General features: G+C 71.3%; 12 protein-coding genes. 6 read left to right on the top strand and 6 right to left on the bottom strand.

Annotation, left to right across the window (positions count from 1 at the left end):
- The first annotated feature begins 107 nt into the window (after positions 1 to 107).
- Both ACZ607_RS20485 and ACZ607_RS20480 read left to right on the top strand, forming a co-directional pair.
- Complete coding sequence (locus ACZ607_RS20485; protein WP_469736458.1) at positions 108 to 941, top strand: PP2C family protein-serine/threonine phosphatase; 834 nt, start codon at positions 108 to 110, stop codon at positions 939 to 941.
- Positions 942 to 1,004: 63 nt separating this feature from the next.
- Positions 1,005 to 1,997, top strand: a complete 993-nt coding sequence (locus ACZ607_RS20480) for an MASE1 domain-containing protein (protein WP_469736456.1) — start codon at positions 1,005 to 1,007, stop codon at positions 1,995 to 1,997.
- 56 nt (positions 1,998 to 2,053) lie between these two features.
- On the opposite strand, the gene ACZ607_RS20475 is transcribed toward ACZ607_RS20480, so the two are convergent.
- Complete coding sequence (locus ACZ607_RS20475) at positions 2,054 to 3,343, bottom strand: FAD-binding protein (protein WP_469736454.1); 1,290 nt, start codon at positions 3,341 to 3,343, stop codon at positions 2,054 to 2,056.
- 34 nt (positions 3,344 to 3,377) lie between these two features.
- Complete coding sequence (locus ACZ607_RS20470) at positions 3,378 to 4,184, bottom strand: SAM-dependent methyltransferase (RefSeq protein ID WP_469736452.1); 807 nt, start codon at positions 4,182 to 4,184, stop codon at positions 3,378 to 3,380.
- A gap of 319 nt (positions 4,185 to 4,503) precedes the next feature.
- Here ACZ607_RS20470 and ACZ607_RS20465 point away from each other — a divergent pair, with 319 nt between their 5' ends.
- The 3 genes from ACZ607_RS20465 (at position 4,504) to ACZ607_RS20455 (ending at position 8,461) form a co-directional block, all read left to right on the top strand.
- Positions 4,504 to 4,698 (top strand): antitoxin, encoded by a 195-nt coding sequence (locus ACZ607_RS20465; protein ID WP_469736450.1) that lies wholly within the window; start codon positions 4,504 to 4,506, stop codon positions 4,696 to 4,698.
- 209 nt (positions 4,699 to 4,907) lie between these two features.
- Positions 4,908 to 6,491: a sigma-70 family RNA polymerase sigma factor gene (locus ACZ607_RS20460; protein WP_469736448.1), complete on the top strand. Its 1,584-nt coding sequence runs from the start codon at positions 4,908 to 4,910 to the stop codon at positions 6,489 to 6,491.
- Positions 6,492 to 6,628: 137 nt separating this feature from the next.
- A complete protein-coding gene (locus ACZ607_RS20455; protein ID WP_469736446.1) occupies positions 6,629 to 8,461 on the top strand; it encodes an FUSC family protein in 1,833 nt (610 codons plus the stop codon).
- 203 nt (positions 8,462 to 8,664) lie between these two features.
- Here ACZ607_RS20455 and ACZ607_RS20450 read toward each other — a convergent pair whose 3' ends face one another.
- From ACZ607_RS20450 to ACZ607_RS20440, 3 genes are all read right to left on the bottom strand, one after another.
- Positions 8,665 to 9,006 carry a hypothetical protein gene (locus ACZ607_RS20450; RefSeq protein ID WP_124279391.1) on the bottom strand — a complete coding sequence of 114 codons (342 nt, stop codon included), beginning with the start codon at positions 9,004 to 9,006 and terminating at the stop codon, positions 8,665 to 8,667.
- A 35-nt stretch (positions 9,007 to 9,041) separates the two neighbouring features.
- Positions 9,042 to 10,772 carry an aa3-type cytochrome oxidase subunit I gene (gene ctaD / locus ACZ607_RS20445; protein WP_469736443.1) on the bottom strand — a complete coding sequence of 577 codons (1,731 nt, stop codon included), beginning with the start codon at positions 10,770 to 10,772 and terminating at the stop codon, positions 9,042 to 9,044.
- A 217-nt stretch (positions 10,773 to 10,989) separates the two neighbouring features.
- Positions 10,990 to 11,541, bottom strand: coding sequence for a glycoside hydrolase family 25 protein (locus tag ACZ607_RS20440; protein ID WP_469736643.1), 552 nt, complete (start codon positions 11,539 to 11,541; stop codon positions 10,990 to 10,992).
- 190 nt (positions 11,542 to 11,731) lie between these two features.
- On the opposite strand from ACZ607_RS20440, the gene ACZ607_RS20435 reads away from it, so the two are divergent.
- Positions 11,732 to 12,388, top strand: a complete 657-nt coding sequence (locus ACZ607_RS20435) for an NADPH-dependent F420 reductase (RefSeq protein WP_469736441.1) — start codon at positions 11,732 to 11,734, stop codon at positions 12,386 to 12,388.
- A 61-nt stretch (positions 12,389 to 12,449) separates the two neighbouring features.
- Here the strand turns inward: ACZ607_RS20435 and ACZ607_RS20430 are convergent, their stop codons facing one another.
- Positions 12,450 to 13,799, bottom strand: coding sequence for a radical SAM protein (locus ACZ607_RS20430; protein WP_469736440.1), 1,350 nt, complete (start codon positions 13,797 to 13,799; stop codon positions 12,450 to 12,452).
- Between the last annotated feature and the right edge of the window lie 93 nt (positions 13,800 to 13,892).

Raw genomic sequence — 13,892 nt, 5'->3', positions numbered from 1 at the left:
GGCCGGGGACCGGCCCCCGCGAGAGCGGGCCCGGGCCCGCGTACAGCGCTCGCCGGAGCTCCCGCGCCGAAATATGATGCAGGAACCATCCCCACGCGGAGCGGCCCATGAACCGGCGTCGAACTCCCCGGTCGGCGAGCGCCGAGGACCTGCTCAGCACCCTGCAGCATCTGACCGCGCGCGCCCGGGAAGAGGTGGAGCTGCACCAGGCCCGCGTCGAACTGGCCCAGGCCCTGCAGCGCAAGATGCTGCCCGCCACGCTTCCCGCCTTCCCCGGACTGCGGACGGCCGCCCGCTACGCGCCCGCGCGCGACGGGCTGGACATCGGCGGGGACTGGTACGACAGCTTCGTCCTGCCGGACGGATCGCTCGGCCTCGCGATCGGCGACGTACAGGGGCATGACGTGGAGGCGGCGTCCTTCATGGGGCAGATCCGGATCGCCATGCGCGCCATCGCGAGCTCGGCCGCCGATCCCGGTGAGGTGATGGGCAGGACGAACGACCTGATCCTGTCGATGGACTCCACCCTCTTCGCGACGTGCTCGTTCCTCCGGCTCGATCCGCGGACCCGGGAACTGTGGAGCGCCCGCGCGGGTCATGTCGCTTCGGTGTGGGCGACGGCCGACGGACGCTCGGGCATCACCGCCGACGCGGGCGGGCTCCCGCTCGGCATCGAGATGCGCCAGCACTACCCCGTCACCCGTCGCGAACTCGACGTACCGGGCGCTTTCGTCCTGCTCACCGACGGGGTCGTCGAGGGGCCCTCGCTCACGATCGACGCAGGGCTGGAGCGGATCAGGCGCCTGCTGGGCACCCACGTCGGCGCCGACGCCGAGGAACTGGCGGACCGGGTGCTCCAGGCGGCGGTGTTCACGGGTCACGAGGACGACGCGGCCGTTCTCGTCCTGTGCCACGGCGACGCCTCCCCGGGCCCTGGGTGAGCGCCTTCCCCGGCCGCGCGTGTCACGGCGGCCTGCCGTGACGAGCGGTGTCTTATGAGTGGCGTGATCCGCAGCGAGGGAACCAGACGCCGAGCCGTGCTCGTTCTGCAGATGCTGGGCATCGCCGCCGCCTATTACGCGTCCGGACGGCTCGGTCTCCTCAGGGAGGTCAAGGTCGACGGCTCGGTCGTCACCCCCCTCTGGCCGCCCTCCGGGATCGCGCTGGCCGCCCTGCTGTATCTGGGGACCCGGATCTGGCCCGGCATCGCGCTCGGGGCGCTTCTCACCGTCATCGCCCTGAGTGACGGCCTCACCCTCTGGGGGCTCGCCATCGCCGTGGGCAGCACGCTGGCCCCGCTGTGCTCCTTCCTGGCCCTGCGCGCGGTGGGCTTCCGTACGGAGCTGGACCGCCTGCGCGACGGGGTCGCCCTGGTCTTCCTCGGGGCTCTCGGCGGCATGGTCATCAGCTCCACGGCGGGCACCGTGGTCCAGTTGCTGAACGGGTCGCTGTCGGGGTCCCGGTACTGGGCGGTCTGGTCGGCCTGGTGGGCGGGGGACGCGATGGGCGTGCTCATGGTCACCCCCCTGCTTCTCGTCCTGCGGAAGGCGCGCATGCCCAGGGCGGACGACCGGTGGGCGGAGGCGGTGGCTCTCGCCGTGGTCGCGGTGACGGCGACGACGGTCGCGACCAGGAGCCCGCTGTCCATGATCTATCTGCTCTTCCCGGTGCTCGTCTGGGCGGCGCTCCGCTTCCAGCTGGCCGGCAGCGCCCCCTGCGCCCTCCTGATGTCGGTCATGGCGATCGTCGCCGGAACCGAGGGCGTGGGGCCCTTCGCCGGCCACCCGGTGCTCGAGATCATGCTCAACCTGTGCGTGCTCAACGGCTGCGTGGCCCTCACGGCGCTCCTCCTCGCCGCGATCGTGACCGAGCACAACAACATCCGCCACGAGACGGAGGTGGCGTGCGAGGAGCTGGCCGCCCTCGTGGAGAAGCTCGCACCGGGACCGCAGGGGAGGCTCCGCCGGCCCGACGAACCGCCGGGAGGATGGGATTGAGGGCCCGCCCCGCCCGTGGGCCCGCCGACGCCGACGCGGGCGCGGGTGCCTGAGCCTCAGCCGGTACGCGGAAAGTGCTCCGCCAGGAAGTCGTTGCGGAAGGTTCCGCCGGGGTCGACCCGCTCGGTGAGCCGCTCGAAGTCCGTGTAGTGGGCGTACAGCTCGCGGAGCCGGCCGGGCGGAGTGGTGAAGACCTTGCCCCAGTGCGGCCTGGCGCCGAAGGGCGCGAGGGCCTCCTCGATGGCGCCGAGCACGGGCGTGACGGCGGCGGTGTCCGGCACCCAGGTGAAGTGGAACGCCACGGAGTCCCGTCCCTGCGCCGGGCTCAGCCACAGGTCGTCCGCCGCGACCGTACGGATCTCGCCGATCTGGAGCAGCGGCGAGAACTGCTGCCGGATCCGGTCGAGAGCCTCGTACGCCGCCACCGCGTCGTGCCGGGCCACGAAGTACTCCGACTGGAGTTCCTCGCCGTTGCTCGGGGTGAACTCCAGGCGGAAGTGCGGAAGCCTGGCGTGCCAGGGACCGGGGGCACCCTGCTGCCGTGTGCAGTGCTCCGCCGCCACGCCGGGGACCGGATGCCTGGCTCCGTCCGCGAGCGTGGCGCCGAGCCAGGTCGGCGGTGCGGTGCGGGGGCCGTCGTCCGCGACACGGTGCTTGAGCCAGACCTGGTCGATCGGACCGCCGTGCCATCCGGTGAAGAGGCTCACGCTGTAGGCCTCGGACATCACCTCGTCGAACCGGCCGAGCAGCTGGTCCTGCGGGAGTCCCTCGTACACCCACTGCTGGATCTCGAAGGCCGGTACGAGGTCGAGGGTCAGCCGGGTCACCACTCCGAGCGCGCCCAGGGAGACCACCGAGCCGTCGAAGCCGGCGTCGCCCCGGGCCGACGTGACCATGCTGCCGTCGGCGGCGACGAACTCCAGCGCCCTGACGGCACCGGGCAGGGAGCGGTTCCCCACGCCCGAACCGTGGGTGCCCGTGGCGCACGCTCCCGCGACCGAGATGTGCGGCAGCGAACCGAGGTTGTGCAGCGCGAATCCGCTGTCGTGGAGGATGCCGGTGAGCTCCCCGAAGCGCAGCCCCGCGCTCACCGTCGCGGTGCGGGCCTCCTGGTCGATCTCGACGGTACGCGGCAGGCCCGCCACGGATATCAGGGAGCCGTGGGTGTCGGCGACGGTGTTGAAGGAGTGACCGGTGCCCAGCGCCCTGACCGCCGTGCCCTCGGACACGATGTCCTGGAGCTCCGCGAGGGAGGTGGGCGTGTGCAGCCGCTGCGCGCCGAAGGTGATGTTGCGGGCCCAGTTGGTCCGGCGGGCGGACGGGGCGTGCGCCGAATGGTCGATCATGACTCCGGAGCTTACGCTCCGCCCGGCCCGACCCTCAGGGCTTGCGTCCCACACCGCTGACGGCGTGGGACGGCGGTCCGTCCTGCGCGGTCCGGCCGGGGTCGGGGCGCCACTCCGACGTCCTGACGACGCCCGGCTCGACCAGTTCCAGTCCGTCGAAGAAGGCGGCGATCCGGGCCGGGCCGCGCAGGTGGTACGAACTCGCGGAGTGCGCGTTGTACGCCTCGATCGCCCGGTTCATCGTCTCGCTGGTGTCCGTGCCGTCGGCGAGGACGAGGTAGCTGCCGGATGCGAGCTCACCGAGCAGGCGGGACACCAGGGCCCACGGGTCCTCCTCGTCGGGCAGCTGCCCCATGATGCCGAGCAGCGTCAGCCCGACGGGGCGGTCGAGGTCGAGGGTCCGGGCGGCCTCCTCGATGACGCGGCCGGTGTCGCGCACATCGGCGTCGACGTACGCGCAGGCGCCCTCCGGGGTGCTGGTCAGCAGCGCGCGGGCGTGCGTCAGCACGAGGGGGTCGTTGTCGACGTACACGATCCGGGACTCCGGGGCCGTCCACTGGGCGACCTCGTGGGTGTTGTTGGCCGTGGGCAGCCCGGTGCCGATGTCGAGGAACTGCCGGATCCCCGCCTCCGCGGCCAGGTAGCGCACGGAGCGGGCCAGGAAGGCCCGCTGGTCGCGTGCGATGCCCGCGATGTCCGGGAAGGCCCGGAGGATCATCTCCCCCACCTCGGCGTCGGCGGGGTAGTTGTCCTTGCCTCCGAGCAGGTAGTTCCAGACTCGGGCCGAGTGCGGCACATCCGGCCTCAGCCGGTCGGCCGGTGGCTCTCGGTGATCGTTCATGTCGAAGCCTCACCCACCGCGGTGGTGACGGAACCGGGCGCCCGCCGGGCCGTGACTCCGCGGCTCAGTACGGCAGGGGGCGGCCGGACGGTGTCCGCAGGTCGAGCGGGGGCGGCCCCGTGGGGGGCTGCGGACGGCGCACGATCCGGATGCGGCCCACGGCCACCACCTCCTCCTGGTCACCCGGTATCTGCCCATCCAGCCGCCCTTCACACGTCCGGCGCCCCTCGGGACCGCCCGGAGGCGCTCGCGGATGCGGTTCTGGCGATGTGCGGTGACCCTGGATGGGTGGGGGAAGCCGAGACGAGGAGGATCCGCCATGTCCGCGCTGGACAAGATCAAGAAGATGCTCAAGGGCCACGAGGACCAGGCCGGAAAGGGCGTCGACAAGGCCGGAGACATGATCGACGACCGGACGCAGGGCAAGTACAGCAAGCAGGTCGACTCCGGTCAGGACAAGCTGAAGCAGCAGTTCGGCGCGGACCGGGACCAGGACAACCCGCCCCGGTCCTGACGACCGGAACCCATCGGGTCGCCGTTCGGCCCTCATCCCGGTGCCCGGCCCGGTGACGGCTCACGCCGTCACCGGGCCGGGCGTGCTGTGCGTCCGGATCCGGGAGCGGATCTCGAGCACATGACCGGATTCCTGTTATCGTCCCCGCCGCACAGCGTCTCCCGAGTGTGGGAAGTGACGGAACAGGACCCCGGAAGAGTGAGCAGAGCATGGGCGAGGCACGCGAGACGGCGTTGATCAAGGCCGCGCAGAAGGGCGATCCCGAGGCGCAGGACCGGCTCGTCGCGTCCTATCTGCCGCTGGTCTACAACATCGTCGGCCGGGCGTTGAACGGGCACGCCGACGTCGACGACGTGGTGCAGGACAGCGTGCTGCGCATGCTCCGCGGTCTGCCGTCGCTCCGTACTCCGAAGAGCTTCCGGTCCTGGTTCGTGGCGATCACCATGAACGAGATACGCGGGCACTGGCGTGAGCGCAGGACCGGGGAGATATCCGCGGACCGGGTGGAGGACGGCCACGACGTCGTCGATCCCGCGGCCGACTTCGTCGAGCTGACGATCGTCCGGCTCGGGCTGATCGGCCAGCGCCGGGAGGCCGCCGAGGCCACGCGGTGGCTCGACGACGACGACCGCGAGCTGGTGTCGCTGTGGTGGCTGGAGACCGCGGGAGAGCTGTCCCGGGCGGAGGTCGCGAGCGCCCTCGACCTGTCGCCCCAGCACACCGCGGTGCGTGTCCAGCGGATGAAGGAGCGGCTGGAGGCCGCCCGGGTGGTGGTGCGCGCCCTTGCGGCGGAGCCGCGCTGCGTCCTGCTCGAGGACCTGACGGCCCGGTGGGACGGGGTGCCGTCCGCGCTGTGGCGCAAGCGTCTGGCGCGTCACGCGCGCGAGTGCACGGTGTGCGCGGGCCACAGGTCCGGCCTGGTCCCCGCGGAAGGCCTGCTGGTGGGGCTCGCCCTGGTACCCGTGGCGGCGTCCGCCGGCGGCCCGGCCACCGACGTCCTGCCGACGGCGTTCCTGCCGGCGGCGGCCGTGGCCGGACCCGGTCGTGCCGCGCGCCGGCGGAACGGCGCCAGACGCCGCCGCCGCACCACCGTGGCCGCCGGTCTCACGGCGGTGGCGGTCCTGGGGGGCGGAGGAGCCGCGGTCCACCTGTACACGGACGACACGGGCGAGGGCCCGGCGACCGCCGTGGCTCCGCTCACCGGCCCGTCGGCGTCGGTGACGACATCGGCGTCACCCTCGGCGCCGCCCTCCTCCCCCACCCCCTCGGCCTCGTCGGCCTCCCCGTCGCCGTCCGCGACATCGCCCTCCCCGGCCAGGAGCCGGAGCACCTCGGCCGCTCCCGAGAAGACGCAGCGGCCGCGCACACCGTCGTCCGCCCCGGCTCCGGCGCCGAAGATCTCGTCCGCCCCGTCGGTGGCGGACGAGGTGATCGCTCTCGTCAACGAGGAGCGGGCGAAGCAGGGCTGCTCGGCGGTCAGCGGCAACAGCCTGCTGACGAAGGCCGCGTCAGGTCATTCCGCCGACATGGTGGCGAGGGACTACTTCTCGCACACCTCGCCGGACGGGACCGACCCGGGCGCGCGCATCACCGCCGCCGGGTACCGGTGGAGCACGTACGGCGAGAACATCGCCAAGGGACAGCAGACCGCCGCGGCGGTGATGGACTCCTGGATGAACAGCGAGGGCCACCGGGCGAACATCCTCAACTGTTCCTTCAAGGAGATCGGGATCGGCAGGGAGGACTCGTCCGGCGGCCCCGTGTGGACCCAGAACTTCGGCGCCGCTCTCTGACACCCGTGGTCCGGGACACCGTCATGCCGCCGAAACGGACAGGTAGCACACCCTCCATGTAAAAGATCTAGGCTGGGCACGAGCCAAGGCCGAAGGCGTCCGCCGGCGAAATCGTCTTCCCCGCGGACAGGAGCACGGTGCCCACGCCTTCCCCTCTCGCCACCCGACTCCCTCCTTGGCTGGCCCACGCCCTGCGCGCCCAGCGCGGACCTGTCCCGTGGAACGCGGCGCTGCGCGGGGCGCTGGCCGCCGTGCCGTTGCTCGTCGCGGTACTGGCGGAGCGGCCGACCGCCGGTGTCCCGGCCGCCCTCGGCGCGATGCTGGCCGGTATCAACGACCGGCCCGGCAGCCGCCGCGCCTCGGTCGCCCGCCTGGGTCTGCCCGCCGTGGCCGGGGCGGCCGGTCTGCTGCTCGGCACCGCGCTCGCGGCAGCCGTGGGCGGTGGCCGGTCGCTCGTCGTCCTGCCGCTCGCTTTCGGGCTGCTGGGTCTGGTCGCGGGGGCGTTCAGTTCGACGGGGCCCGTCGCGTCCTCCTGCGGCACGCAGGTGCTGGTCGCGGTCGTGATCGGGGCCGGTATGCCGCTGCCGGAGCCCGGCCCGGTGCGCGCGCTGCTCTTCCTGGCCGGCGCGGGATGGCTGCTCCTGCTCCGGCTGGTGCTTCCGTCGCCGGGCGGCCTCGGCCGCGGGCCGTACCGGCTCGACGGCGAGCGGGAGGCGGTCGCCGCGGTGTACGAGGCGGTGGCGGGCCTGCTGCGGGCCGTAGGAGGCCCCGGAGCCCGCGCGGGGCGCGCGGCGCTGAGTGCCGCGCTCGACCATGCGCAGGACGCTCTGGCCGGTCCCCGGCTGCGGCGCTACGCGAGCTCCGCGGCGGAGCGCCGGCTGCACGCCCGGTTCGCGGCGGCGTTCCCTCTGGCCGAGGCAGCGACCGCGCTCGCCTGGGCCGGTGAGCCGCTGCCCGCCAGGATCGTCGAGGGTCCTCGCCGGCTGGCGGCCGCGGTGCGGGCCGACGGACCCTGCGGCCCGCTGGCGGCGCCGCCCAGGACGGACGCCGGTCTACGGGCGCTGGACGAGGCCCTGCTGCGGGCGGCGGCGTCCTTCGACCGCCCTGCCGGGACGCCGCCGGGCAGGCGCGACCCGCGCTCGTACGTGTCGGTCCTGCGCCGGGTGTGGAGCGCGGCGGGGCGTGAGTACGGCCTCCGGGTCGCGCTGTGCTGCGCGACGAGTACGGTCGTGGCGCAGTGGCTGCATCACGACCACTGGTACTGGCTGCCCGCCACCACGGTGTTCCTCGTCAAGCCCGATCTCGGGCCGCTGGCCTCGCGGGTGATGTGCCGGGCGGTGGGCACGGCCGTGGGTGCCGCCGTCTTCGGTGCCGTGGCCCTGGCGGCTTCGGGGCCCGTCCCGCTGGTCGCCTCGGTGGCGCTCTGCGGCGCGCTCCTACCGGTGGCCACCCGTCACTTCGCGGTGCAGACGGCGGTGGTGACCGTCCTCGTGCTGTCCCTGGTCGTGCTCGGCGGTGAACCGCCCGCCTCCTGGGGGCGGCTGGTGGAGTCGCTCCTGGCCTGCGCGACCGTGCTGCTCGTCGGGCACCTCCCGCTGCCGGGCCGGCGGGGTCACGCCGTACGGGCCGCTCTCGACACGGCGGTGGGCGCGGCGCACCGCTATGTGGGGCATGTCCTGGAGGCCCGCGAGGACCACGCCGGGAGGGCCGCCCTTCGCAGGGACGCCTACCGGTCGCTGGCGGCGGCTCGTTCGGCGATCGATGTCTCGGCCGCCGAACTCCCGCCGGTGGCAAAGCATTCGGCCGGGTCGGCGGGTGTCGCGGGCGCGCTGGAACGGCTCATCGACACCACGACGGCGTGTGCGGTGCAACTGGACCACCCGGCCGCCGAACTCCCGTCCCCGCACGCCGAACTGCTCGCCACGCAGCTGTCCGAGCTGGACCGCGCGTGGGCGGCCCCCGCGCGATGAGCGCGGTTCCTGGGATGTTCCGCGTGATCGCTGCACTGCGGTGTGGTGCTGGACCGTCCCGACCCGGCGCTGCCGGCCCGGTTCTACGCGGGAACGCGGCGCGCGGCCGACGGGTGTCGCGGATCCGGCCGGGCATCCGTTCTGTCTGCCGCGCCACTGACCTCGGGTGCCCGCGTCGTACGGGCCGGGCACCCGAGGCGGGGTCAGCGGCCGATCAGGGTCAGGGCGGTGCAGGTGCCGCCCACCGTGCCGACGGTCAGGACGGTCCAGGCCACGCAGCGGGCCCTGAGCCGGTCGTAACGCGCGGTGTACTCGCCCCGTAGTTCCACGGCGCGGCCGGCGATCCTCGTGAGCGTCTCCCGGCAGACCTCCATCCTGTCCGCCTCGTAGACGCGTTCGACGTCCTCACGCTGGGCGGTGGTGAGCCAGGGCAGCGCGTCGGTGAAGCGGCGGGCCTGCCGGCGCGCCTCCTCCACCTCGGCGTTCCAGAGCAGATAGCCCTCCACCTGGGCGAGGCCCCGGGCGCTCTCCTTGTCCGGCTTCACGTGCTCCTCCTCTCCTCGGCCCGTCGCTCCGGGGATCAGACCTGCTTGTCCCCGGGAGCCACGGTGACGGAATCGTGAGGACGGGTCGCCTCCTCCTCCAGGGCGCGGATCGCGGGGTAGTGCAGGTCGAACGCCGGCGATTCGGAGCGGATCCTCGGCAGCGTCAGGAAGTTGTGCCGCGGCGGCGGGCAGGACGTGGCCCATTCGAGCGAACGGCCGTAGCCCCAGGGGTCGTCGACGCCGACCTGCTTGCCGTACTTGGCGGTCTTCCAGACGTTGTACATGAACGGAAGCATCGACAGTCCGAGGAGGAACGAGGAGATCGAGGAGATCGTGTTGAGGGTGGTGAAGCCGTCGGCGGCGAGGTAGTCCGCGTAACGACGCGGCATGCCCTCGGCACCGAGCCAGTGCTGCACCAGGAAGGTGCCGTGGAAGCCGACGAACAGCGTCCAGAAGGTCATCTTCCCGAGCCGCTCGTCCAGCATCTTGCCGGTGAACTTCGGCCACCAGAAGTGGAATCCGGCGAACATCGCGAAGACCACGGTGCCGAAGACGACGTAATGGAAGTGCGCGACCACGAAGTACGAGTCCGAGACGTGGAAGTCCAGCGGCGGCGAGGCCAGGATCACGCCGGTCAGACCACCGAAGAGGAAGGTGACCAGGAAGCCGACCGACCAGAGCATCGGTGTCTCGAAGGACAACGACCCCTTCCACATCGTGCCGATCCAGTTGAAGAACTTCACACCGGTCGGCACCGCGATGAGGAAGGTCATGAAGGAGAAGAACGGCAACAGCACGCCGCCCGTCACATACATGTGGTGCGCCCACACCGTCGCCGAGAGGCCGGCGATGGCGATCGTCGCGCTGATCAGGCCGATGTAGCCGAAGATCGGCTTGCGGCTGAACACCGGAATGATCTCCGAGACGATCCCGAAGAACGGCAGGGCGATGATGTACACCTCGGGATGGCCGAAGAACCAGAAGAGGTGCTGCCAGAGCAATGCGCCACCGTTCGACGCATCGAAGATATGGGCGCCGAATTTACGGTCGACCTCCAGCGCGAGCAGCGCGGCGGCGAGAACCGGGAAGGCCAGCAGGACCAGAACACCGGTCAGCAGGACGTTCCAGGTGAAGATCGGCATCCGGAACATCGTCATGCCGGGGGCGCGCATGCAGACGATCGTGGTGATGAAGTTGACCGTACCGAGGATCGTGCCGAAGCCGGAGAAGGCCAGACCCATGATCCACATGTCTCCCCCGACTCCCGGAGAGCGGATCGCGTCGGTGAGCGGGGAGTAGGCGAACCAGCCGAAGTCGGCCGCGCCCTGCGGGGTGAGGAAGCCGGCCACGACGATCAGCGAGCCGAAGAGGTACAGCCAGTACGCGAACATGTTCAGCCGCGGGAACGCCACGTCGGGCGCGCCGATCTGCAGCGGCATGATCCAGTTCGCGAACCCGTTGAACAACGGTGTCGCGAACATCAGCAGCATGATCGTGCCGTGGATCGTGAACGCCTGGTTGAACTGCTCGTTCGAGACGATCTGGTCACCCGGACGGGCCAGCTCGGCGCGCATGACGAGCGCCAGGATGCCACCGACGATGAAGAACGCGAACGAGGTGACCAGATACAGCGTGCCGATGGTCTTGTGGTCGGTGGTGGTCAGCCACCTGATGACCATGTTCCCCGGCTGCCGACTCCGAACAGGCAGTTCGTCCTGGTAGGCGGCATCGGCTTCCGCCGATACTGAGGGACCCCTCGTCGTCACTGCGGCACTCCTTCGGTCGACGGCCGACTGCTGACTCGGCGACCAGGATGGACTCCCCGCGGCGGAACCGCAGGTCATCTCCGTGCGCACTGCACCAGTGGCGGCAAACGACACTCCACTGGCCGATGGTGGTCACTGCTGTGTTGACGCGTGGGCGCTCCCGGGGAGGCGGACGCGCCCCTCGGAGCGGTCCGCCTCCGGGCGGGCGGCCTCGCCCTCAGGCCGTGGCCCAGTCGCGCATCGCCTTCCGCGAGGCGAAGTCGGCGACGTTCTTGTCGAGCGGATCGTCGGTGTACTGGTGGATGCGCCAGTCCGCTTCGATCCGCGGCGCTGCCGCCTTGCCGTAGTCGGCGATCCAGAGCCCGTCGCCCGCGTACGAGCTCGTGTCGTGGTTGAGCCAGAAGGTGCGGTTGCAGTAGAGCAGGACTCGGTGATGGGGCCTCAGCCTCTTCACCTCGCGGATGAAGCGGTCCTTGTCCGCGCTGCTCGCGTGCGTCCCCTCACCGGTCTGCTCCCAGTCGACGGCGAGGAGGTCGCCCTCCTTCTCCGGTGCCTTGTCGAGGAAGTACTCCGCCTGCTCCTTCGCGTTCCCCGGCCAGAGGAAGTGGTAGAAGCCGACGACGCAATCGGCGTCCCGGGCGCGTTTCACCTGGCTCTTCAGCCGCGGATTCACATAGGTGCGGCCCTCGGTCGCCTTGACGAAGACGAAGTCCGAGCCGTCCGTGTCGTACTCCGGCTGGAAGGCGCTGACATCGACGCCGTGCAGCACGGGCACCACCTCCAAGTGGGGCATTGTGGTTCCGTTTCTCTCTCCCATACGTGCCCACCCGGCGCCGTCCCATCCTCCGCCCGGTTGCTGAACCGATTCGGCGCCCCCGGAATAGGGGCTGTGGCGCCGGGGTTGGTGATCCGGCGAGACCCCCTCACTCCAGGCACTCGGCATCGGAAGGTCGGACGTCATGAAGATCGGCATCATCGGCGCGGGCAACATCGGCGGCAATCTCACCCGGCGGCTCACCGCGCTCGGGCACGACGTGTCCGTGGCCAATTCGCGTGGGCCCGAGACCTTGAAGGAGCTCGCCGAGGAGACGGGCGCCACTCCGGTCAGGGCGGCGGAGGCGGCGCGGGGAGCGCGGGTCGTCGTGGTGACCGTGCCTCTCAAGGCGGTCCCCGGTCTGCCCTCGGACCTCCTCGGGGAGGCGGCGGACGACGTCGCCGTCATCGACACGGGAAACTACTACCCGCAGCGTGACGGCCGTATCGCCGCCATCGAGGGCGGGCTGACGGAGAGCCGGTGGACCGAGCAGCAGATCGGCCACCCGGTGATCAAGGCGTTCAACGGCACGTACGCCCAGGACATCCTCGACAAGGGGCAGCCCCAGGGCGCGCCCGGCCGGCAGGCGCTCCCCGTCGCGGGGGACGACGCGGCGGCCAAGCGGACCGTGCGGGACCTGATCGACGAGCTGGGCTTCGACACCGTGGACGCGGGCGGCCTCGACGACTCCTGGCGCCAGCAGCCGGGCACACCCGTCTACGGGAGCCGGGGCGACGCGGACGCCATCGCGAAGGCGCTGGCCGACGCCTCCCCCGAGCGCACCGCCGAGTGGCGTGCCTGAGCGGCACCGCGCCGCGCACCGGCGGGCCCGGTGCGCGGCGCGGTCGTGGGAGCTCCGGTGCTCAGCTCTCCGCAGGGAGGCTGTCCATGAAGGAACTGACGGAGAACACGGCGCGACCGGGCCCGGGGGGACCGTATCCGGGCGGTGAGGACAGGCCGTACTCCTCCATGGTCGAGCGGTAGGCGTCGAGCAGCCTGATGTGGTACTCGAGCGGCGCACCGTCGGGGTTGGTCTTCCCCAGGGGTGTCGTCGGCTCGGGGCACCAGGTGGTGAAGCGCGGGGTGATGCCGTGCGACATGAAGAAGCGGAGGCCTTCGGTGGTGGACGCGATGGCCTCGTCGACGGTCGTGAAGCCGAAGGGCTCGGCCATCTCCACACCGGCGACGAAGTTGGGGATCACGTTGCGGGCACCGAAGACCTCGGCGGAGTCGAGGATGCGGCGGTGCCATTCGTCGCGGCCGACGTAGCGTTCCTTGCCCGGGCAGTACAGCTCGAACAGCCTTCGGTCCCACACCTCGTAGTTAGGGTGGTAGATCTGCACGCCGTAGTCGTGGAAGCGCTGGACGTCGGCCTTGGGGAGCGCCTGGGCGACGACCTTGCCGGTCCAGCGGCCGGGGAAGCGTTCCTCGATCGCCTTGGCGTAGTGCCCGTAGAAGTCGGCCTCGTCGCGGCCCTGGATGTGGGACGTGATGGCGCCGCCGGTGAGTGTGTAGGCGGTGGTCGTCCTGGCGGTGTCGTGGCGGTCGATGATCTCGAGGGCCTCGAGCACCTCCTCGACGTCCTTCACGCCCGTGTAGGGGCGGCCCGCCGCCTTGTGCTGGCGCCAGTTGTGGTTGATGTCGCAGTACTGGCACTCCTCCTTGGCGCCGAAGTACTGGCAGACCCGGAAGACCGTGAGGTAGATCAGATAGCCCCACTGGATGGTGGGCGCCACCTCCATGACGGACTTTCCGTTGGACAGGGTCTGGCGGTAGTAGTCCGGCATCGGGGGCAGGCCCACGTCGGAGATGCGGATCCCGTCGAGGTAGAGGCCGAGGACGCCGTCGGACCCGGCCGCGACGCGGTACGGCGAGGCGGGGTTGACCCGCACCGACACCACCGTACGGCGGAGGTCGTAGGGGCCGCCGGTGAGCACGATCTCCTCGGGCGGTCGGCGCAGCGCCGCGGCGCCCAGCTCGGGCAGCGTGCCGTGGTCGAAGGAGAAGATGAAGTACGACTTGGGCTTGATGTCCCCGTGCTCGTTGTCGCTGAGGGCGGAGTCGTCGAACGCCATGCCGCCGCGCAGCAGGTCCTCCTTGAGAACGGCCTCTCTCGGTACATGGGGGAACCGCTCCATGAGCTGCTCCACCAGACGCGTCCGGTCGCCGGTGACGGCGGTGCGGGTGGGGCCGGTTTCACTGGGGCTTGGCATGTGCGGGCTCCTCGGGTCCGGTGTTCAGGACGCTGTTGCGTGTAGGCCACACTGTCCAACGAACCAGCGTCGCCGAGCGTTCGCGGATGATCC

The organism is Streptomyces sp. NPDC104381, from assembly GCF_055583745.1.
Note: the sequence above shows the minus strand (reverse complement) of the source record. Positions and strands in the feature narration are given on the sequence as shown.